Here is a 19,361-nt window from a genome sequence, read left to right as displayed (position 1 = left end):
TAGGTAAAAAATTCTACAGAAATGGTTTTTGATTCTTTTTAAAAATAACTAGGTTATTTTAATTTAATTCTTTTCAACTGTAGGTCTTTGTTTTCTATAATCATTGTCTTTGGTAAGCTGTCCTTCTAATCCCCAAAAGTCTTGGTTCTAGATAGTAAAGATTTTAGTATGGACTGTATTGATAATTTAAAATTATATATTTTTCGTTTGAAATTGCCTGGGGATACGGAAGAAATAAGCTATTCTATTGGCCCTGAATATATTCGAGAGAGTGGGGAAGAACAGCTTTTGAACTCTCCCATTGAGGTTTCAGGGTCTTTGGTACGCATAGACAATGACCAATGGATTCTCTTGTTAAGCTTAAAGACTCAGCTAGGGTTATGTTGTCCAGTGTGTAGTAACTTTTTTTTACACCCTGTCTGCTTGTTAGATCTTCAACGTGTGATATCTCATGATGAGGTAAGTTCAGGAGTATTTGATTGCAAGCCATTGATTCGTCAGGAGCTCCTTTTAGAAAGTGACCGTTTTGAAGAATGTAGCGGACAAGGATGTCCTGAAAGGAAAAATATCTTAAAATTTTTGGAAGACAGAAAAAAACATCAGGGGAATAATCCCTTTGAGTATTTATAAAAGGTAAGGAACATGGCGGTACCACGCAATCGACATAGTAATGCAAGAAAAAATATTCGAAGAAGTCACGATGCTAAGAAAGTTTGTTACGCAGCGAAGTGTAGTAATTGTAAGCATGCGGTTCTTCCTCACACTATATGTTCTTCTTGTGGCTTTTATAACGGTAAAGCCGTTATGACTGTAGAAAAGAAATAAATCTTATCTGATTATTATGAAAGTGCAAATTGGCATAGATTTAATGGGAGGGGACCATTCTCCTCTTGTTGTTTGGAAAGTGCTGGTTGATGTACTTAAATCCCAAGATTCTGATATTCCTTTTGCATTCACTCTTTTTGCCTCTGAGGATATTCAAAAGAAAATTCAAAAAGAATTTAAATCGGAACTTCCTTCCGAGAAGTTTCCTAAGATTATTGCTGCCGAAAATTTTGTTGCTATGGAGGACTCCCCTTTAGTAGCTATCCGAAAAAAGTCTTCATCTATGGCTTTAGGATTGGATTATCTTCAAGAGGATAAAATTGATGCTTTTGTATCTACAGGAAATACAGGGGCATTAATTACATTAGCACGTACTAAGATTTCTCTTTTCCCGGCAGTATCTCGACCCGCATTACTTGTTTGTGTTCCTACAATGCGAGGTCGTGCAGTTATTTTAGATGTTGGTGCAAATATTGCTGTAAAGCCCGAAGAGATGGTAGGCTTTGCTCGTATGGGGATTGCCTATCGTCAGTGTCTCGGTGATTCTACGATTCCTACTATCGGATTGCTTAATATTGGTTCAGAAGAACGTAAGGGTACCGAAGCTCATCGTCAAACATTCCGTATGCTTCGAGAAACATTTGAAGGAGCTTTCTTAGGTAATATAGAAAGCGGTGCTGTCTTTGATGGTGCTGCAGATATCGTCGTAACCGATGGGTTTACAGGAAATATCTTTTTAAAGACTGCTGAGGGAGTATTCGAATTCTTGCGACGTATTTTAGGAGATAAAATTGAGGCCGATATTAAACGTCGGTTAGATTATACGTTTTATCCTGGCTCCGTACTCTGCGGTCTTTCTAAACTTGTGATCAAATGTCACGGTAAGGCCTGCGGCCCTTCTTTATTTCATGGTATTTTAGGGTCTATAAATCTTGCTCAAGCACGCTTATGCAAGCGTATTTTGTCTAATCTGATTTAATTTAACTAAATTCAATTTTTTGCTTCTCTGTATAGCTTTTTCTTTATTGACGGGATCTTGTTGATAGTGCTACATACTTTGCAAAATACTTTATAAACACCTCTCAGGTTTAAGGTTGCAATGGTAGCGAAAAAAATAGTACGATTTTATAGATCTTCATTTTCTCATTCCGTAATAGTAGCAGTATTGTCAGCAGGAATTTCTTTTCAAGCGAGCTCCTTATATAGTTCTGAACTGGATTTAGGTGTATTCAACAAGAAGTTGGTTAAAAATCCTGCTAATGTCGAAGAAGAACAACCATCTGTAAATCAGCTTAATTTACAAAACGAATCCGAGAAGTTTTTGTACCCTACAATATCTCTTACTGAAGGAAGTTCTGGAAAGAGTCTTGATATTTCGGATGTTAATTTTTTAGAGAATTTTCAACATCTTGTTGAAGAAACCACAGTATATACTATTGATCAACAACTTGTCTGGTCTGACTTAGATACAAGAGCTTTTTTTCAACCCACTTCTCAGCTTGATACAATCGATCCTGTGAGCAAGGAAGTATCCTCAGATAGTAAAGAGAAGAGCGAAGCTACTTCAAGAGAAAGTAGCTCTACAGAAATTCCATTGAATTCTCTTAAAGACCCCGAAACTTCGGTAGCAGCAGGAAAAGACTCTGGAATAACTACTGATATTTCCTTAAAAGATCCTTTTCATGGCTTAGCATTTTGTTATAAAAACAAACCATCTCAGTACCTCTCTCCAACTGATTCATCATTTCAAGGAATCATCTTTTCTGGTGCAGGGGTTAATGCAGGCCTAAGTTTTGCAAATATTAAAGCTGCTAAGTCTGGGGCTGCTGTCTATTCTGATAAAGATATTGTTTTTGAGAATTTTGCTAAAGGGTTGAGCTTTACATCTTGTGAGTCTTTAGAAGATGGCTCTGCCGCAGGTGCTAACATTCTTGTGACCCGTTCTGGTGATCTAACTTTAACTGGTTGTACAAGTAATTTAGACCTTGAATCTTCAAATTTGATTAAAGATTTTTCTCGAGGAGGAGCTGTTTTTAATGCTCGTAATCGTGGAGTTCAAAATGCCTCTGTAGATGGAAATATATCCATTTTAGGTAACACGGGAGTGCTTGTTGTGGAGACAAATAGCTCTGACAAGGCCAACGGAGGAGCTTTTGCTTGTGAAAATTTTGTTTATAAAAATAATGAAAACACTGCTTTGTGGAAGGAAAATCGGGCGTTGTCAGGAGGAGCAATATCCTCAGGAAGAGACATCGATATTCAAGGCAACTGTAGTGGTGTTGAATTTTTAGAAAACCAATCTCTAATTAGTCTTGGAGAACGTATAGGGCTTACAGATTTTGTGGGTGGAGGCGCCCTAGCAGTTGGAGGTACTTTTACTTTAAGAAATAATACAGTAGTTCAATATGTTAAAAATACTTCTAACACACACGGTGGAGCGATTTTAGCAAATGTTGTTGATGTGAACGAAGCAATTAGTGAGGTTTCCTTTAAACATAACACAGCCGTCCTAACTGGAGGTGCCTTAAGTGCAAATACGACGGTTTTAATTGCAAATAATTTTGGTGATATTCTTTTTGAAGAGAACGAAGTTAGGAAACAGGGAGGGGCTATTTATTGTGGATCTCGATTAAATCCTACATCGGAAGAAAATACTTCTAAAGAGAATATTAGTATTATTGGGAATTCTGGGACTGTAACTTTCCTAAAAAATAAAGCATCTGTTTTAGAGGTCATGACACAAGCAGAAGATTATGCTGGTGGAGGAGCTTTATGGGGTCGTAATGTTCTTCTAGATTCCAATAGCGGGAATCTAGAATTTGCAGGAAATTTAGGTGGAAGTACCTTCTGGATAGGGGAATATGTTGGCGGGGGCGCTATCCTTTCTACCGATATAGTAAGGATTTCTAATAACTCTGGAGATATTGTTTTTAAAGGAAATAAAGGTCAAGGTCTTGCTCAAAAATATATAGCTTCTGAAGAAACAGGGACCCCAGAAACAGGTGCGCAATCTACAGATCAAGACAATAGTGTCCATAAGGCTTGTGCTTATAGAGATCGTTCTTGTGGTAATATTATTGAAGAGGAGTTAGTAGCTCCTTTGTCAGAAGAAGTTGCAAACCCAAGCGTGATCTCCTCAACGGATATTCGTGGAGGAGGAGCCGTTCTAGCTAGACATATCTTAATTACAGATAATACAGGAAATCTTAGGTTCTCTAATAACCTTGGTGGTGGTGAAGAGTCTTCTACTGTTAGCGATTCAGCTATTGTAGGAGGTGGTGCTTTGCTTTCTACTAGCGAAGCTATCATTCGAAATAATCAAGCCGTTGTGTTTTCTGATAACACAACCTCAAATGGTTGTGATTCAGGAGGAGCTATCTTAGCTAAAAAAGTAGATATCTCCCATAACGGGGCCATTGAATTTTTCTCTAATGGTTCTGGGAAATTCGGTGGTGCCGTTTGTGCTTTAGACGAATCAGTAAACATTACAGACAATAGTTCTTTAGTATTTTTCTCTAAAAATAGAACACGTCTTGGTGGTGCTGGAATTGCTGCTCCTCAAGGCTCTGTAGCGATTGTTGGGAATCAGGGAAGCATAGAATTCAAAGATAACCTTGTTTTTGGTGACTCTAAAGATAAAAGATCATACGGAGGAGCCGTTTTTGCGAAGATTTCTGTAAATATTCAGAATAATGAAGGGGATGTCCTATTTTTAGACAATTCTGCGGGATCCTCTGGAGGAGCTATTTTTGTAGGATCTTTGGTTCCTTCTGAGAGCAATGATGCACCGACAGTTACGATTACAGGCAACACAGGGAATATTCTATTTGCTAAAAATAGCACTCAAACTGCCAGTTCTTCAGTAACAGAAGAGTTGTCTGGAGGAGGAGCCATCTATACACAAAACCTCAAAATAGCAGAGAATCAAGGCACTGTTTCTTTCTATGGGAACAGAGCTTCTAGTGGTGCTGGTATCCAAATTAAAGAGGGCGGAACTGTTTGTTTAGAGGCTTTTGGTGGTGATATCTCGTTTGAAGGGAATATAAATTTTGATGGGAGTTTTAATGCCATCCACTTATGTGGGAAAGATTCAAAAATACTAGAGCTTTCTGCTGTTCAAAGTAAAAACATTCTTTTCCAAGATCCAATTACCTATCAAGAGAATTCAATTCGGGGTTTGCCAGCTGAAAATACAAGTCCTTTAGACGCCCCCTCACTAATCTTTAATGCTAAGCCAAAAGATGAAAGTGAACAGCATCATGAGGGTACGATACGGTTTTCTCGTGGAGCGTCTAAGATTCCTCAAGTTGCTGCTATACAAGAGGGGACCTTGGCTTTATCTCCAAACACAGAGCTTTGGTTGGCAGGACTGAAGCAGGAAGGAGGAAGCTCTATTTTATTATCCGCAGGTTCTGTCCTCCGTATTTTTGATTCTTCAGTTGATAAAAGTGTTTCTCTTCCTATAGAAAATAAAGAGGAGAATCTTGTTTCTGCAGGAGTTCAAATTAATATGAGCTCTCCTACACCCGATAAAATTGCAGATACTAGAGTACTTGCCGATATCACAAGTATTACTATAGATTTGTCTTCGTTTGCTCCTGAACAAGATGGAACTCTTCCTCTTCCTCCTGAAATTGTCCTTCCTAAGGGAACAACACTAAATTCTACGACAATAGATCTTAAGATTATAGATCCTACCGATGTGGGATATGAAAATCATGCTCTTTTAAGTTCGCCTAAAGATATTTCTTTAATTGCTCTTAAGACAGCAGAAGGAATGTCAGGAACTCCTACAACGGATGCTTCTCTATCTAATATAAAAATTGATGTTTCTCTACCCTCAATCACAACTGCAACGTATGGTCACACAGGGGTTTGGTCTGAAACTAAAATGGAAGACGGAAAACTTGTGGTGGGTTGGCAACCTACTGGATATAAGTTAAATCCTGAAAAGCAAGGGACTTTAGTTTTAAATAGTCTTTGGAGCTATTATACAGATCTTCGAGCTCTTAGACAGGAGATCTTTGGACATCATACGATCGCTCAAAGAATGGAGTTGGATTTCTCGACAAACATCTGGGGATCTGGGTTAGGTGTTGTTGAAGATTGTCAAAATACTGGAGATCTTGATGGATTCAAACATCAGCTCGCAGGTTATTGCTTAGGTTTGGATACACAGCTTGTTGAAGACTTCTTAATTGGAGGATGTTTTGCACAGTTGTTTGGTAAAACTGAAAGCCAATCCTACAAAGCTAAAAATCATCTTAAGAGTTATATGGGTGCTGCCTACGCAGGGATTTTAGCAGGTTCTTGGTTGGTAAAAGGAGCTTTTGTTTATAGTAACATAAACAACGATTTGACTACAGATTATGGTAATTTGGGGAGTTCAACAGGCTCTTGGGTAGGAAAAGGATTTATTACAGGTACGAGCATTGATTATCGCTATATTGTAAATCCTCGTCGGTTTATATCAGCAATCGTATCTACAGTAGTTCCTTTTGTGGAAGCAGAGTATATCCGCATGGATCTGCCAGAGATCAACGAACAAGGTAAAGAAGTCAGAACTTTCCAAAAAACTCGCTTTGAGAATGTAGCCATTCCTGTAGGCTTTGCTTTAGAACATGGATATTCGCGTGGATCATGTTCCGAAGTGAATGGCGTACAGCTTTCTTACGTATTTGATGTGTATCGTAAAAGGCCTGTGTCTTTGGTTACACTAAAGGATGCAGCTTATTCTTGGAGAAGTTATGGAGTAGATATTCCTTCTAAAGCTTGGAAAGCTCGCTTTAATAATAATACTGAGTGGAATTCATATTTAAGTACTTATTTAGGATTTAATTATGAATGGAGAGAGGGTCTAACAGCTTATGATTTCAATGGCGGTATCCGCATTATTTTCTAACTAGGCGTATCAGTTCTTTAATCGAAGACAAAAGGGGTTATTTTAGTAACCCTTTTCTATTCTTTTTAGTGCTTATACGTTGCTTTATGGCTGGATAATACCTAGGACATAGAGTAAATAGACTACACAAGCTTTGTTAGGCTCATAAGTATCTTGGTCCATTAAGAGTGTGGAAAAAACCTCGGTATGCGCGGTAGTTTCGGGGAGTCCTATGATTTCAGCTAATACATCTAGGGCGAAATCGCGAACTATGTTTTTTGTTTGCGGATTAGCTTTTTGCAACGCTTGAAAGACGCTATCCACAAGCTTCCCAGGGTTGTCTAGATACCTACTTAGGAAAAGGGTAGCTAGGTGAGTACTTTCTTCTTTTCCTTCGTTTGTCTCTACAGTGGTTTGACGTAAAGTTAGAGACCGAAACGTGTCTTGTAGGTGTTCTACCATCAGACCGAAACGTTTTCCATAGAAGCATTTCATAGTGTTGATAATATGCCATTGTACTTTTTCTGTTGCTTCATTTTTTAGAGCGCTTTCTATCGCTGATGTGTACTCAGGGCCTTTTTTCTGACCTATATGTGCATACTCTTTAACCTCTCCATCTTGCAGAAGCATTAGCTCTTTTTCTTTAAACTCCTGGACCCAGGTAAGGAGCTGATTGCTTCCTTCATTAGTACTACTATAGAGTTTGCTAAGAGCTCTGCTTATGACTTCTCCCCAAGTTGGCTTACAGGTTGTGGAAGAAATTGCAATGAATAAAGCTGCTTGCTGTTTTTCCTTTGTATTAGGGGGCCTGGTTGTATTAGAAAAGAAAGGAGCTTTGCAAGTAAAAGCTTCTATGAGTATTTTCATAAAAATTGGGAACGTCTGTTTGTCGGGATGCGAGTCGTATTCGTATTTGAGTCCCTCAAAATACGCCAACATTTTCTGCCACTCCTTAGTCAGCACACCTAGCGATTTTAATACCTTTTTCAGTTGCGAGCATAAGTCGGGAATTGCCCGCATAGCTTCCAGGCTTTCTTCCCTTGTAGTCGCGATTAGCCTGTTTAAAAAGGGATTGGGTGCGGGAGCCTTGTCTAGATTTTCCTCGTTGATCCTAAAAGGGCGGAGTTCATTATTTACATAAAGCAGCTGCTCCAAAGCATGGATAAGGGGAGTAATGACTTCATTTGTTTCATTAATAGTAGGTTCGCGTAAAATCTTTACTTTAGGAGGGGGTATGCATTGACGAATGCTCACTAGGATGAGCTTAATTGGCAGAAGAATAGTATATAGTACTAGCGTAATGATAAACACTAGTATGTTGACAATGACCCAACATAGTGAACCAGAACACCCACAAGGGTTCAATATCTTCTTAGAGGTGCGGAATATGAAAGTAGGATCTATCATTTGAGCAACTTTAGTTAGGCGTGCTCGACATTGATTTTCTGAGGAGATGTGTTCGGTGCTTCGGGAATAAGCCAGTGGTTTTGTCGGTATCAGATTAGGAGTTCCTAATGAAGGTGGCGGCGAAGATACGGGACTAGACATATGCATCTTGAATTGGATTAAATAGAAACATTTTATTACAACTTATAATATTTAATCAAAATATCTTAAAAGTCGTTAAGAAGAAGTGCTTTGCACTTAATTTAACTTTAAACCTAATTTGCATTAGGAAGTACAAATATTCACCTAACAGGGAGTATATTAAAAATTCTTTTTACAAAATCTTCGGAAGCTATTTTTCCTGTTGCCATAACTTTGCATAGTTTGCGGCAGGCTTCCTTTTGTTTTTCTTTAGTGTCATGTTGGTTTAGCAAATCTAAAGCGATAGCGATTTCTTCTGGGTAAAAATCCTTTTCTCCTCCAACGAATTCGGGAAAAATAATAGAGTTCATAATGATATTAGGCAAAGAATATGCGGGTAAAAGAATTTTAAAGATATATTTTCCTAAAAAAGTATCAAAAGGTCTAAGTCGACAAGTTACTATTGTAGGTGTTTGATTTAAGGCAGTCTCTAAGACTATAGTTCCACATTTTGCTAGTGCACAATCGCAACTTCTCATGAGCTCATAGCGGAGATTCGCTGGTACGATTTGGCTAGGCCAGCATCCTTCTGCTTTTAGAGTGTCTTGGATGATTTCGTCGTACTTAGGGCTTGATGAGGAAACTACAAGTTGATGTGTTTGAGATAACGATGAAGTTAGAAAAGCTTGTATTTGGATCCGCAAATTTCTAACAATGTCACTACGACGACTTCCAGGAAAGGCAGCAACAATAGGACGGTCAGAAGTAAGGAACCTCTCTTTCCAAGAAGTCTCTTCTTTATAGTCAGAAATCTCCTTAACTAGGGGATGTCCCAAATAGATGGTCTCGAGAGATGAATTTTTGAAAAGGCCTGATTCGAAAGGGAGGATGAGTAGGAGCACATCAAGATATTTCTCTAGTATGCGCTTTCTTTTAGGACGCCACGCCCAGATACTCGGGCAAACATAGTGGATGATTTTTCCTCGATACCCGCGTTTTCTTAGCGCCCTAACTAAGAAAAAGTGAAAGTCTGGGAAGTCGATAAAGATAAGAGTCGCTGGCCTTTGTTGGATTATGGCTTTTAGGATTTTTCGGTAATTTCTAAATAATTTAAATAGTGATCCCAAAACTTCAACAAACCCCGAAACTTGAAAATCCTCCGTATTTAGGACGGGTTCGAGACCTTCTTGTCGCATCGCAGGACCTCCAACACCACAAAATGTCATGTTAGGATAGAGAGACTTTATCGATTGGATTAACTTGCCCCCCAGAATGTCGCCGCTAGCTTCCCCAGCAGAGAGAAAGCAATGCGTATTTGAATAGGGATTCAAACGTTGTTCCTTGTAAAAGAGGCATAAATTTGCAATCGATGGGAATAATCCACAACCGTAGCTCAGAATGTTTATAGGATCTCCGATTCGAATGAAGTAAATGAAAGCCAGCACCCCCCCAAGAAGTCCAATTTTCCAAAATATTACTGGGAAACCCTTGGTGTTATTCAACTCTACGTAGAACCATTGAATTAGAAAACGACCTGAAAAAATAGCAAGACCTAAACATCCTATAAGATGCCAACGAAGTTGTGCAGGAGGAAGAGGAAGGTTTAGGATATTAGGGGATGCCATCCATTCTATGTTAGTATAGAGAAAAGGGAGCGTCACTAATAACACACTCAAGGCCATAAGAACCAACGTTGCTTGAAAGGAAATGGGTCGAGAGGAAGTGATATTTAAGTTTCTGAGGTAGATAACCAAGTTAATGACATGAAGTAAAATAACAGGAAATTGGCTTTGAATTGTCCCGTGGACAATCATCAGAAATGCCCCTATTGAGGAGAGAATCCAAAAGCTTCGAGGAGCATAGACACGTTGACGTTTTTCACTTAGCCACCACTGTATTGAGAAAGCAATCCCAAAAAAAAGACTACCAAAGAATCCTAGGGGATAAAGAAGATAAACTAGGTCAGAAGGGAGCATGTTTAGACCTACTTTTGAGAACAAGAATCCTTTTTATATTTAAGAGTTTGGTAATGATGCATCCAAGCAGCGTACACTTTATCGAGCTTAGGATACACTATACTACGAATTTCTAATAAAGATAATGCTTCTAAGAACCTTGTGTGATGTAAAAGTTTTTTATTGAAGAAGGGAGCCTTTTTTGTAGGAATCAGGGGTGTCAGCCTGTACTGCATTTGTAAAATTAATGCTGTAAGGATGAAATTTTTTTTTGAACAACTTGTGAATGAGTCGGCAAAAAATTGTTCTAGGAAATTTTTGATATAATCAAAAATTGACGTTAAAGATAAATAGGGGTGTTTTTGATGCTTATAACGGACATTAAAGTTCACTAGAGAGAAAAGAAATACGGCCATCAACTGGTGACGTTCATATTGTCTCTCTTTTTGTTGTATCTTCCTATCCAAGGCTTTTAAGCACGTAGCTGTTTGCTCTTCTAGTGTGCGATTTAAGCGGAATGCCTTATCCATGTAGGGAAAAAGGATTTCAAGAAGATGGTTCTCTATTAATAAACGGAAAAAATTTTCTGCGGTTCCCGAATTCAACATTTTGATGAGTTCTTCAAAGACTCGTGCTTGCGAACTTTTAGTCAACTCTTGACGACAGGCAATTAAAGCTTCCCGAGTTTGAGTTTCTACAGTAAATGGAGACCGTGATAAAATTTTTAACAATCTCAGCATTCGTACAGGATCTTGCTTGAATCTTGTAAATGGGTCGCCAATAGTCCGCAAATAACGATTCCTTAAATCATTAACGCCACCAGTATAGTCTATAATTTCTTCTTGCTCAGGATCATAGAATAATCCATTGATTGTAAAATCTCTTCGTAAGACATCTTCTTCAGGAGTTCCCCATAGATTGTCTTTAGTAATTAAAGCATCCTCGTCCGTGCTTCCAGAACGAAATGTTGAAACTTCAATAATCTGCTTGGAAAACCTAATATGGGCAAGACGGAAACGCTTGCCAACCAAAATACAATTTTTGAAGATAGCTTTAATTTCTTCGGGTTTCGCCGAAGTGGAGATGTCAAAATCTTTTGGCGTGGTATTTAATAATAAATCCCTGATGCAACCACCAACAATATAAGCGGTATATCCTGCTTTACGTAAGGTTTTGATAACTGATAAGGCTTGAGGAGAAAAATCTTTGAGTTGGATGTTATGGTTAGAAACGGAATAAATCGTAGGAGTTAAAGTGATATTAGATTTTTTTTTTAACAATTCTATGCCTCTACCAGAGAGAATATTGTTTTCACAGACCATTATTATAGTTATTAAGAGTTAAAAGTCTTGGAAGAAAAAGAGCGTGTAGTTCAGATCTACTTCCATTTTAAAATCCCAACATAGCAAAAATAGCGAAGTTTTCAAGGATAAAAATGTGAAATAAAAGATGTTCTATATAGGGATTGGCGCCAGATTTTTGGTTAGATATAGAGCAGGCCTCAGATTTCAGCGTTACTGGAAACTGGTCGGTAGTTTTTAAATACTTTGATGCTTCGATACGAAAAGGATATAAAAAGTATTTATAATTAAAAATTTCCAGTTTCTGACAGAATTAAATTATAGACCTTTACATCCATTAGAGAGTTCTCTATGGAAGATCGAAATATTCTTCTCAAAGAATACTACTATCAAAGGTTACTTTCTTTTGCTTATAGTTTGCTACTTATAAATTTGCTTTTCTTATTGTAAGAAGCAGCAAAAAGAGACTGGTAATTAGAGATTTTTAGGAGAAACATGCAACAGAGTGTGAGAAAACTTTTTGGTACAGATGGTGTTCGAGGACGAGCAAATTTTGAGCCTATGACAGTAGAAACAACTGTTTTATTAGGAAAAGCTGTAGCTAGAGTACTTCGAGAAGATAGGTCGGGCAAACATCGTGTTGTAGTAGGCAAAGATACTAGGTTATCAGGGTATATGTTTGAGAATGCCTTGATTGCTGGTCTCAATTCCATGGGTGTAGAAACTCTTGTTCTTGGCCCCATTCCTACACCAGGGGTTGCCTTTATTACACGAGCGTATCGAGCTGACGCAGGAATTATGATTTCTGCTTCACACAATCCTTATTGGGATAATGGCATTAAGATTTTTTCTTCGGAAGGATTTAAAATTTCTGATTTTCTTGAGCAACGTATTGAAACAATGGTCAGTCAAGTTGCCTTCGGTCCATTTCCTGAAGATCATGCCGTTGGGAAGAATAAACGTGTCATAGATGCTCTGGGACGCTATATAGAGTTCGTTAAGGCTACGTTCCCTAAGGGACGCACTTTAAAGGGATTAAAGATTGTTTTAGACTGCGCTCATGGAGCTTCTTATAAAGTAGCACCTTTGGTATTTGAAGAGCTTGATGGGGAGGTAATTTGTTGTGGTTGCAAACCCACGGGAGTAAATATCAATGAAAACTGCGGAGCTCTTTTTCCTCAAGTCATTCAGAAAGCTGTAATCGAACACCAAGCCCATCTTGGGATTGCTCTAGATGGGGACGGAGATCGGATTATCATGGTGGATGAGAAGGGTCATATTGTCGACGGAGATATGATATTAAGTATATGTGCTAGTGATCTTAAAAAAAGATGCTTATTACCACATAACCGTGTTGTTGCTACGGTTATGACAAATTTTGGAGTGTTGAAATATTTGGAAGGGTTAGGTTTGCAGGTAGTCACTTCCCCAGTAGGGGATCGGCATGTTTTGCACGCTATGTTAGAAAACGAAGTGACCTTAGGAGGTGAGCAAAGTGGGCATATGATCTTCTTAGACTATAATACGACTGGAGATGGCATTGTTTCAGCACTGCAAGTTTTACGCATTATGATAGAAAGTGAATCCACACTCTCAGATTTGACAGCCCCAATTGTAAAAAGTCCCCAAACTTTGATAAATGTTGCTGTAAGAGAAAAAATTCCTCTTGAAAATATTCCGTTAGTTGAAAAAACCCTAAGAGATGTTCAGGATGCTCTAGGCCCTTCTGGACGTATATTATTAAGATATTCTGGAACCGAAAATATATGCAGAGTTATGGTTGAGGGTCTTAAAAAACATCAAGTAGACTGCCTTGCCAAGGCTCTTGCAGATGTTATTGATGCAGAATTGGGCACAGGCAGTATAGAGTAGGATAGTATGTGCGGGATATTTGGATATTTGGGAGACCAAGATGGCGTGCCCCTTGTGTTAGAGGGCTTGGAAAAATTAGAATATCGTGGTTATGATTCCGCAGGTCTTGCTGCTGTCGTTGGAGAAGGGCTTTTTATCAGAAAAACTGTAGGTCATGTTAAAGAGCTCTCCAACTTGTTGGAAGAAAAACAAGTCATGTCTTCATCAGTCATTGGCCATACCCGTTGGGCAACTCATGGAGTGCCAACAGAGATAAATGCCCATCCTCATGTAGATCAGAATAGATCGTGTGCTGTAGTTCATAATGGGATTATAGAAAATTTCAAAGAGTTGCGAAGGGAACTGGTTGGTCAAGGAGTTTCTTTTGCTTCGGATACTGATTCTGAAATTATAGTTCAGCTTTTTGCTTTATATTATCAAGATTCCAAAGATCTTGTGTTCAGCTTTTGTCAGACTTTATCTCAACTACGAGGTAGCGTAGCCTGTGCTTTGGTCCATAAAGATCATCCGAATTTGCTTCTTTGCGCATCTCAAGAGAGCCCTTTAATTCTGGGCTTAGGGAAAGAAGAGACATTTATTGCTTCAGATTCCCGAGCGTTTCTTAAACATACGCGACATTCTCAAGCTCTCGCTTCTGGAGAATTTGCAGTAATTTCTCAAGGGAAAGAACCTGAGATTTATAATTTGGAACTTAAGAAAATTCATAAGAACATACGACAAATTACCTGTAATGAAGACGCTTCGGATAAAAGTGGGTATAGCTATTATATGCTTAAGGAAATCTATGATCAGCCAGAAGTTTTAGAAGGTTTGATTCAAAAGCATATGGATGCAGAAGGCTGTATTCTATCCGATTTTTTGTCAGATCTCCCCATTAAGACCTTTAAAGAAATCACTATTGTTGCTTGCGGTTCTTCGTATCATGCGGGTTATCTTGCTAAATATATCATAGAGTCTTTAGTTTCGATTCCTGTACATATTGAAATTGCTTCTGAATTTCGCTATCGACGTCCCTATGTAGGTAAAAATACTTTGGGGGTTTTGATTAGTCAGTCAGGAGAAACTGCTGATACACTAGCTGCTTTGAAGGAATTACGTCGAAGAAACATCGCATATCTCTTAGGAATTTGTAATATCCCTGAATCAGCGATTGCTCTTGGTGTGGATCATTGTTTATTTTTAGAAGCAGGAGTGGAAATTGGTGTGGCCTCTACAAAGGCATTTACTTCTCAGCTCTTGTTGCTTATGTTTTTTGGTTTGAAATTAGCAAACGCACACTGTGCATTGACTCATGCAGAACAACTTTCTTTTGGCAAAGGCTTACAAAGCTTGCCAGATTTGTGCAGGAAACTTCTTGCTAACGATTCTCTCCATTCTTGGGCTCACTCCTATTCCTGTGAAGATAAGTTCCTTTTTCTAGGACGGAGGTTGATGTATCCTGTTGTTATGGAGGCTGCTCTGAAACTCAAAGAAATTGCTTATATTGAAGCGAATGCCTATCCTGGTGGAGAAATGAAACATGGACCTATAGCTTTAATTAGCAAAGGGACTCCTGTGATTGCATTTTGCGGTGATGATGTTGTCTATGAAAAAATGATAGGCAATATGATGGAGGTTAAAGCGCGTCATGCTCATGTGATTGCTATTGCTCCCGAATCTCGTGAAGATATCGCTGCAGTTTCTGATCAACAGATCTTTGTTCCAGACTGTCATTTTCTCGCTGCGCCTGTGTTATATACTGTAGCTAGTCAAGTGATGGCATACGCTATGGCTTTGGCAAAGGGAACGGAAATTGACTGTCCCAGAAATCTTGCCAAGTCTGTTACTGTAGAATAATCACTTCCAGTAGGTAGGCACGGCAATCCTGCGATGGGAAGCTCTTCAGGACTTGTCTTAAGAGCGCATATGAAACATTAGGTATAAATTATGTCAAATAAAGTTTTAGGCGGATCCTTGCTTATCGCAGGTTCTGCAATTGGTGCTGGTGTTTTAGCGGTTCCTGTACTGACCGCTCAAGGCGGTTTCTTTCCTACAACTTTTCTCTATATTGTTTCATGGCTTTTTTCTATGGCTGCGGGGTTCTGCTTCCTTGAAGTCATGACTTGGATGAAGGAATCCAAGAACCAAGTGAACATGCTTTCCATGGCAGAATCTATCTTAGGTCATATAGGCAAGATTTCTGTATGCCTTGTCTACTTGTTTCTGTTTTACTCCTTACTTATTGCATATTTCTGTGAAGGAGGAAACATCTTATGTCGCATTTTTAATTGCCAAAATTTGGGGATTCCGTGGATTCGTCATCTGGGACCTTTAGGTTTTTCTATATTGATGGGGCCTATCATTATGGCAGGAACAAAAGTCGTGGATTATTGTAATCGATTTTTTATGTTCGGCTTGATTATAGCTTTCGGAATTTTTTGTCTGTTTGGATTTTTAAAAATCCAACCGAGCTTTTTACTGCGTTCCTCATGGTTAACTACAATGAACGCATTTCCTTTGTTTTTTCTTGCTTTTGGATTCCAAAGTATCATTCCTACATTGTACTACTACATGGACAAAAAAGTTGGAGATGTTAAAAAGGCTATTATCATAGGAACATGTATTCCTCTTATTCTCTATATTTTGTGGGAAGCTATGGTTTTAGGTGCCGTCTCTCTTCCTATTCTTGCGCAGGCTAGGGTAGGTGGGTATACTGCTGTAGAAGCTCTCAAGCAGGCCCATCATTCCTGGGCATTTTATATCGCGGGAGAACTTTTTGGCTTCTTTGCTTTGGTTTCCTCTTTTGTAGGCGTTGCTTTGGGTGTTATGGATTTTCTTGCCGATGGTTTAAAGTGGAACAAGAAGTCGCATCCGTTTTCAATTTTCTTTTTAACATTTATTATCCCTCTTGCTTGGGCCATTTGTTATCCTGAAATTGTTTTGACCTGTCTTAAGTATGCTGGGGGCCTTGGGGTTGCCATCATTATTGGGTTCTTCCCAACATTGATTGTATGGAAAGGGCGTTACGGCAAACAACAACATAGAGAGAAACGGTTGGTTCCAGGAGGAAAGTTTACTTTATTTTTGATGTTCTTGGTGATAGTAATAAATGTAGTTAGCCTTTATTATGAGCTTTAAGTTTATTTTGCCCTATTTTTCAATTCTAGGTGAGCAATTAGGAGGATTTTATGGGACTATACGATCGTGACTATATACAAGATTCTCGATTGCAAGGAACCTTTGCTTCGAGAGTCTATGGTTGGATGACAGCAGGGCTGATCGTAACTTCATGTGTTGCCCTGTGCCTTTATTTTTCTGGATTATATAGAAGCCTTTTTTCTTTTTGGTGGGTGTGGTGTTTGGCTACCCTAGGAGTATCTTTCTTTATCAATGCTAAGATCCAGACTCTATCGGTTTCTACTTTAGGAGGTCTTTTCCTTCTCTATTCAACATTAGAAGGAATGTTTTTTGGAACCCTGCTTCCTGTGTATGCTGCTCAATATGGCGGAGGAGTTATCTGGGCGGCTTTCGGATCAGCAGCTTTGGTATTTGGCTTAGCAGCACTTTATGGCGCCTTTACAAAAAGCGATCTTACTAAAATTAGTAAAATCATGACTTTCGCTTTGATAGGACTTCTGTTAGTGACTCTAGTATTTGGCGTGGTTTCGATTTTTATCTCTATGCCTTTAATGTATTTATTGATTTGCTATCTAGGGTTGGTAATCTTTGTTGGGTTGACAGCTGCTGATGCGCAAGCAATTCGTCGGATTTCTGCTAGTATAGGTAATAATAACGCCTTGAGTTACAAACTCTCTTTGATGCTTGCTCTCAAGATGTATTGCAATGTAATCATGGTATTTTGGTATCTGCTACAGATTTTTTCTTCTTCAGGAAATCGAGACTAAACAATGGCTTAGATCTTTTCTATCTCAGCAAATAACTTTTTTAGAAAAAGATCTAAATCAAATTCATCAAGGTCTTTGAAGGACTCTCCATAACCTATGAATTTTGTAGGAATTTTCAATCTTTTAGCTATCTGGAAAAGAGTGCCTCCCTTAGCAGAACCGTCTACTTTTGTGAAGATCAGGCCTGATAGGGGAACGACGTCATGAAATACTCGAACCTGCTCTACAGCATTATTTCCTAGGGTAGAGTCGACAGTCATAAGAATTTCATGAGGAGCTCCATCTAAAGCTTTTCCACAAACCAGAACTATTTTAGAAAGCTCTTTCATAAGATTGCCGTGTACATGCAGGCGGCCCGAAGTATCAATAATGACTCTAGAATACCCCTGGGCTATTGCGGCTTGGATACCGTCAAAGGCAATAGCAGCGGCATCTCCCCCAGGTTTTCCAGAGACAAAACCGCAGCCAAGTTTGTTTGCCCATAGTCGTGCTTGGTCCATGCCAGCAGCTCGAAATGTATCTGTGGCAACAAGCATCGTGTCTTGAGATCGTTCTTTATAGTAGTGAGCAAGTTTCGCAGCTGTTGTGGTTTTCCCCGAGCCGTTGGTCCCAACGAGTAAAGAAACCGCAGGTTTTGTGGCGGAAGCTTGGAAAGTTTGAGAAGGAAAACCTTCAAGAGACTCGTGAAGTAAAGAAGTAATGAGCTCTTTGATAGCAGACTCATCAGCTTTTTTAGTTTGACGTAATCGTGCACAGAGCTCTTCAGTAAGCTCAGTCCCAAAATCTGCTTCATAAAACAAGCTTTCGACATCTTCTATAAGATCTAAGGAAATGTTTTTTTTAAATAAAGATTGAAGCTTATTTCTAAAGAAGTTGAACATTGCTAATAGCAAAGTTAGTTGAAGTAAAAGAAATGATACAAGATAAGAAGGAAAACGCAAAGAGTTATTTATGCATCTTCATGAGTACCAAGCTAAAGATCTTTTAGCCTCTTATGATGTGCCTATCCCTCCATATTGGGTAGTGTCTTCAGAGGAAGAAGGAGAACTTCTCGTCACAAAGTCAGGATTGGATTCTGGTGTAGTTAAAGTACAGGTTCATGCTGGAGGGCGGGGAAAGAATGGTGGAGTCATTGTTACAAAATCCTCGGCGGGGATTTTGCAAGCTGTAGCTAAGCTGTTGGGGATGCATTTTACCAGTAATCAAACTGCAGATGGGTTTCTCCTTGTAGAGAAGGTCTTGATTTCTCCACTTATTGATATACAGAGGGAATATTATATAGCAGTGATTATGGATCGGAAGCATCGATGCCCAGTTCTTATGCTTTCAAAAGCAGGAGGTATGGATATCGAAGAGGTGGCCCAATCCTACCCAGAACAGCTACAGACATTGCCACTTACTTCTTATGGACATATCTATAATTATCAGCTTCGTCAAGCCACTAAGTTCATGGAGTGGGAGGGAGAAGTGATGCAGCAAGGTGTTCAGTTGATTAAGAAGCTTGCTAAGTGCTTTTATGAAAATGACCTCTCTTTGTTAGAGATTAATCCTTTAATTTTGACTCCAAGTGGTGAGTTGTTTGTCCTCGATGCTAAGGTTACTATTGACGACAATGCCCTATACCGTCATCCCAACTTAGAAGTTCTGTACGATCCTTCTCAAGAGAATGTTCGTGATGTCTTGGCAAAGCAAATCGGATTATCCTACATTGCTCTAAGCGGAGATATTGGCTGTATCGTGAATGGCGCTGGACTTGCTATGAGTACCCTGGATATTTTAAAGTTGCACGGGGGTAATGCCGCAAATTTCTTAGATGTTGGAGGAGGAGCTTCTCAAAAGCAAATCCAAGAAGCTGTATCTTTAGTATTGTCCGATGAGAGTGTGAAGGTGCTTTTTATTAATATCTTCGGAGGGATTATGGATTGTTCTGTAGTTGCTGCTGGGCTTGTTGCAGTTATGGAAACAAGAGACCAAGTGATTCCCACGGTAATTCGTCTCGAAGGAACAAATGTAGAATTAGGAAAAGAAATTGTTCAGCAATCTGGGATTCCTTGCCAATTTGTCTCTTCCATGGAAGAGGGTGCCAAGCTTGCTGTAGCATTGAGTGTATAGATTT

Annotated in this window: 13 protein-coding genes; 9 read left to right on the top strand and 4 right to left on the bottom strand. The window is 39.0% G+C overall.

Annotation, left to right across the window (positions count from 1 at the left end; all coding sequences use genetic code 11):
- Window positions 1–168: 168 nt before the first annotated feature.
- The 4 genes from CMV32_RS01540 to CMV32_RS01525 all read left to right on the top strand — a co-directional run bounded on the left by CMV32_RS01540 (window position 169) and on the right by CMV32_RS01525 (window position 6,727).
- A complete protein-coding gene (locus CMV32_RS01540; RefSeq protein ID WP_100934176.1) occupies window positions 169–630 on the top strand; it encodes a DUF177 domain-containing protein in 462 nt (153 codons plus the stop codon).
- Between the two features lie 12 nt (window positions 631–642).
- Entirely contained in the window at window positions 643–825 is a 183-nt protein-coding gene (rpmF, locus tag CMV32_RS01535) for a 50S ribosomal protein L32 (RefSeq protein ID WP_100934175.1), read from the top strand.
- Window positions 826–841: 16 nt separating this feature from the next.
- Window positions 842–1,804, top strand: coding sequence for a phosphate acyltransferase PlsX (gene plsX, locus CMV32_RS01530; protein WP_100934174.1), 963 nt, complete (start codon window positions 842–844; stop codon window positions 1,802–1,804).
- Between the two features lie 120 nt (window positions 1,805–1,924).
- The gene (locus CMV32_RS01525) at window positions 1,925–6,727 is read left to right on the top strand and encodes a polymorphic outer membrane protein middle domain-containing protein (protein WP_100934173.1); all 4,803 of its coding nucleotides are present in this window, start codon (window positions 1,925–1,927) and stop codon (window positions 6,725–6,727) included.
- An 84-nt stretch (window positions 6,728–6,811) separates the two neighbouring features.
- Here CMV32_RS01525 and CMV32_RS01520 read toward each other — a convergent pair whose 3' ends face one another.
- The 3 genes from CMV32_RS01520 to pcnB all read right to left on the bottom strand — a co-directional run bounded on the left by CMV32_RS01520 (window position 6,812) and on the right by pcnB (window position 11,510).
- A complete protein-coding gene (locus CMV32_RS01520; RefSeq protein ID WP_239923131.1) occupies window positions 6,812–8,254 on the bottom strand; it encodes a DUF1548 domain-containing protein in 1,443 nt (480 codons plus the stop codon).
- A gap of 140 nt (window positions 8,255–8,394) precedes the next feature.
- On the bottom strand, window positions 8,395–10,209 hold the full coding sequence (gene lpxB / locus CMV32_RS01515; protein ID WP_100934171.1) for a lipid-A-disaccharide synthase: 1,815 nt from the start codon (window positions 10,207–10,209) through the stop codon (window positions 8,395–8,397).
- An 8-nt stretch (window positions 10,210–10,217) separates the two neighbouring features.
- Window positions 10,218–11,510, bottom strand: coding sequence for a polynucleotide adenylyltransferase PcnB (gene pcnB, locus CMV32_RS01510; protein WP_100934170.1), 1,293 nt, complete (start codon window positions 11,508–11,510; stop codon window positions 10,218–10,220).
- 474 nt (window positions 11,511–11,984) lie between these two features.
- On the opposite strand from pcnB, the gene glmM reads away from it, so the two are divergent.
- The 4 genes from glmM (at window position 11,985) to CMV32_RS01490 (ending at window position 17,245) form a co-directional block, all read left to right on the top strand.
- On the top strand, window positions 11,985–13,361 hold the full coding sequence (gene glmM / locus CMV32_RS01505) for a phosphoglucosamine mutase (protein ID WP_100934169.1): 1,377 nt from the start codon (window positions 11,985–11,987) through the stop codon (window positions 13,359–13,361).
- A gap of 6 nt (window positions 13,362–13,367) precedes the next feature.
- Window positions 13,368–15,197, top strand: coding sequence for a glutamine--fructose-6-phosphate transaminase (isomerizing) (gene glmS / locus CMV32_RS01500; RefSeq protein WP_100934168.1), 1,830 nt, complete (start codon window positions 13,368–13,370; stop codon window positions 15,195–15,197).
- 90 nt (window positions 15,198–15,287) lie between these two features.
- Window positions 15,288–16,478 (top strand): aromatic amino acid transport family protein, encoded by a 1,191-nt coding sequence (locus CMV32_RS01495; protein ID WP_100934167.1) that lies wholly within the window; start codon window positions 15,288–15,290, stop codon window positions 16,476–16,478.
- A 50-nt stretch (window positions 16,479–16,528) separates the two neighbouring features.
- Window positions 16,529–17,245, top strand: a complete 717-nt coding sequence (locus CMV32_RS01490) for a Bax inhibitor-1/YccA family protein (protein ID WP_100934166.1) — start codon at window positions 16,529–16,531, stop codon at window positions 17,243–17,245.
- Between the two features lie 8 nt (window positions 17,246–17,253).
- On the opposite strand, the gene ftsY is transcribed toward CMV32_RS01490, so the two are convergent.
- A complete protein-coding gene (ftsY, locus tag CMV32_RS01485) occupies window positions 17,254–18,126 on the bottom strand; it encodes a signal recognition particle-docking protein FtsY (RefSeq protein ID WP_100934347.1) in 873 nt (290 codons plus the stop codon).
- 70 nt (window positions 18,127–18,196) lie between these two features.
- On the opposite strand from ftsY, the gene sucC reads away from it, so the two are divergent.
- On the top strand, window positions 18,197–19,357 hold the full coding sequence (sucC, locus tag CMV32_RS01480; protein WP_100934165.1) for an ADP-forming succinate--CoA ligase subunit beta: 1,161 nt from the start codon (window positions 18,197–18,199) through the stop codon (window positions 19,355–19,357).
- Window positions 19,358–19,361: the final 4 nt, after the last annotated feature.

The sequence above is a fragment of the Candidatus Chlamydia corallus genome (assembly GCF_002817655.1).
Lineage (GTDB): Bacteria > Chlamydiota > Chlamydiia > Chlamydiales > Chlamydiaceae > Chlamydia > Chlamydia corallus.
Note: the sequence above shows the minus strand (reverse complement) of the source record. Positions and strands in the feature narration are given on the sequence as shown.

What these genes read in the sequence shown, in the direction of transcription:
- CMV32_RS01540 (WP_100934176.1), top strand. Translation starts at nt 169, where the DNA reads ATGGACTGTATTGATAATTTAAAATTATATATTTTTCGTTTGAAATTG.
- rpmF (WP_100934175.1), top strand. Translation starts at nt 643, where the DNA reads ATGGCGGTACCACGCAATCGACATAGTAATGCAAGAAAAAATATTCGA.
- plsX (WP_100934174.1), top strand. Translation starts at nt 842, where the DNA reads ATGAAAGTGCAAATTGGCATAGATTTAATGGGAGGGGACCATTCTCCT.
- CMV32_RS01525 (WP_100934173.1), top strand. Translation starts at nt 1,925, where the DNA reads ATGGTAGCGAAAAAAATAGTACGATTTTATAGATCTTCATTTTCTCAT.
- CMV32_RS01520 (WP_239923131.1), bottom strand. Translation starts at nt 8,254, where the DNA reads ATGTCTAGTCCCGTATCTTCGCCGCCACCTTCATTAGGAACTCCTAAT.
- lpxB (WP_100934171.1), bottom strand. Translation starts at nt 10,209, where the DNA reads ATGCTCCCTTCTGACCTAGTTTATCTTCTTTATCCCCTAGGATTCTTT.
- pcnB (WP_100934170.1), bottom strand. Translation starts at nt 11,510, where the DNA reads ATGGTCTGTGAAAACAATATTCTCTCTGGTAGAGGCATAGAATTGTTA.
- glmM (WP_100934169.1), top strand. Translation starts at nt 11,985, where the DNA reads ATGCAACAGAGTGTGAGAAAACTTTTTGGTACAGATGGTGTTCGAGGA.
- glmS (WP_100934168.1), top strand. Translation starts at nt 13,368, where the DNA reads ATGTGCGGGATATTTGGATATTTGGGAGACCAAGATGGCGTGCCCCTT.
- CMV32_RS01495 (WP_100934167.1), top strand. Translation starts at nt 15,288, where the DNA reads ATGTCAAATAAAGTTTTAGGCGGATCCTTGCTTATCGCAGGTTCTGCA.
- CMV32_RS01490 (WP_100934166.1), top strand. Translation starts at nt 16,529, where the DNA reads ATGGGACTATACGATCGTGACTATATACAAGATTCTCGATTGCAAGGA.
- ftsY (WP_100934347.1), bottom strand. Translation starts at nt 18,126, where the DNA reads ATGTTCAACTTCTTTAGAAATAAGCTTCAATCTTTATTTAAAAAAAAC.
- sucC (WP_100934165.1), top strand. Translation starts at nt 18,197, where the DNA reads ATGCATCTTCATGAGTACCAAGCTAAAGATCTTTTAGCCTCTTATGAT.